Origin of the sequence: Nocardioides sp. CPCC 206348 (assembly GCF_048654705.1) — a bacterium.
In the GTDB taxonomy this organism is placed as follows: Bacteria; Actinomycetota; Actinomycetes; order Propionibacteriales; family Nocardioidaceae; genus Nocardioides.
Genome location: NZ_JBMCZA010000156.1, coordinates 37,875 through 39,747, shown reverse-complemented (window position 1 = coordinate 39,747; position 1,873 = coordinate 37,875). Strand labels below are relative to the sequence as shown.

Genomic DNA, 1,873 nt, shown 5'->3' with positions numbered 1-1,873 from the left:
AGGCTACAAGCCGACCTGGCCGGGCGCGTCTCCGCCACTGAGGCAGGCAGCAAGCTGCCGTCGATGGCCCTCGCCGCGCTGCCGGCCGGTAGAGTAGGAAGCGCGAGCGCCTGCCCGAACCGCCCCACGTCCCCGTGGAGGCCGAACGAGACGGCCCGCCGGGCAACCTGCCCACGTATGTGCGCGGCTGAGTGTGAAACAGCCGCATTGATTTCTGGCGCCTGCCACACCGGCTGACGACACTCACGAAAGCGACACGGCCCTGAGCACTTCCACGAACGAACCCACCAGCGAAGTCACGACCGAAGAGGTCCTGGCGGCTGGCATCGAAACCCTCACCGAGGAGCAGGTCGAGGTGGTCCCCGGAATCACCTTCCGCGACCTCGGCGTCCATGGCGAGATCTGCGACGCGCTCGAGCGCGGCGGCATCGTCCACCCCTTCGCGATCCAGGAGATGACCCTCTCCGTCGCCCTGGTCGGCACCGACCTGATCGGCCAGGCCCGCACGGGCACCGGCAAGACGCTCGCCTTCGGCATCCCGGTGCTGCAGCGCAGCATCGCGACCAAGGACCCCGACTACGTCGAGATCGCCCAGGGCAAGCCGCAGGCGCTGATCGTCGCGCCGACCCGCGAGCTCGCCATCCAGGTGTCCAGCGACCTCGAGCTCGCCAGCCGCGACCGCGGCCTGCGCGTGCTGACCATCTACGGCGGCGTCGGCTACGACGGCCAGATCGACGCCCTCGAAGCCGGCGTCGACATCGTCGTCGGTACGCCGGGTCGCCTCATCGACCTCGCGAACCGCAAGGTGCTCGACCTCTCGCACGTGCACGCACTGGTCCTGGACGAGGCCGACGAGATGCTGGACCTCGGCTTCCTGCCCGACGTCGAGAAGCTGCTGCGCCTCACCCCCGAGACCCGCCAGACCATGCTGTTCTCGGCCACCATGCCCGCGGCGATCGTGGCGCTGGCCCGCACGCACATGCGGCACCCGATGAACATCCGTGCCGAGTCGTCGTACGAGAACTCGACGGTGCCGGCCACCGCCCAGTTCATCTACCTGGCCCACGACCTCGACAAGCCGGAGATCATCGGCCGCCTGCTGCAGGCCGAGGACGCCGACAAGATGATCGTCTTCACCCGCACCAAGCGCCAGGCGCAGCGGATCGCCGACGAGCTCGTCGAGCGCGGCTTCAAGGCCAGCCCGCTGCACGGCGACATGGCGCAGGTGGCGCGCGAGAAGGCGCTCAACAAGTTCCGCGAGGACAAGATCCAGGTCCTCGTCGCGACCGACGTCGCCGCCCGTGGCATCGACGTCTCCGGCGTCAGCCACGTCGTGAACTACACCTGCCCCGAGGACGACAAGACCTACGTCCACCGGATCGGTCGCACCGGTCGCGCCGGTGCCTCGGGCATCGCGATCACGCTGGTCGACGCGACCGACGTGCACCGCTGGAAGATGATCAACAAGGCGCTCGACCTGCCGTTCGACGAGCCGCTCGAGACGTACTCCACCTCCGAGCACCTCTACCACGACCAGGGCATCGCTCCCGGCACCAAGGGTCGGCTCATCCCGGCCCCGCCGCACGTGTCCAGGGCCGACCGTGAGCGCGCCGAGGGTGGCGGCGAGCGCGGCGGACGTGGTGGCGACCGCGGTGGCCGGGGCGGCGAGCGCGGCGGCCGCAGTGGCGAGCGCGGTGGCCGCGACGGTGGCGAGCGTAAGCCCCGCGAGGGCGGCGAGCGCACCCGCACGCGCACCCGCAGCGGCGTGACCACCGAGGGCTCCGCACCTGCTGCCGCTCCGGCGGCCGAGGGTACGACGACCGAGGGTGCCGAGCGCCCCGCCGGCGCGAGCCGCAACCGTCGCCGTCGTCGC

General features: G+C 70.8%; 1 protein-coding gene. It reads left to right on the top strand.

Going from position 1 to position 1,873, the window contains the following annotated elements; translation table 11 throughout:
• Positions 1-454: 454 nt before the first annotated feature.
• Positions 455-1,873 (top strand): DEAD/DEAH box helicase (locus ACOADB_RS11240; protein ID WP_378598296.1); only part of this gene is annotated, 1,419 nt, incomplete at its 3' end.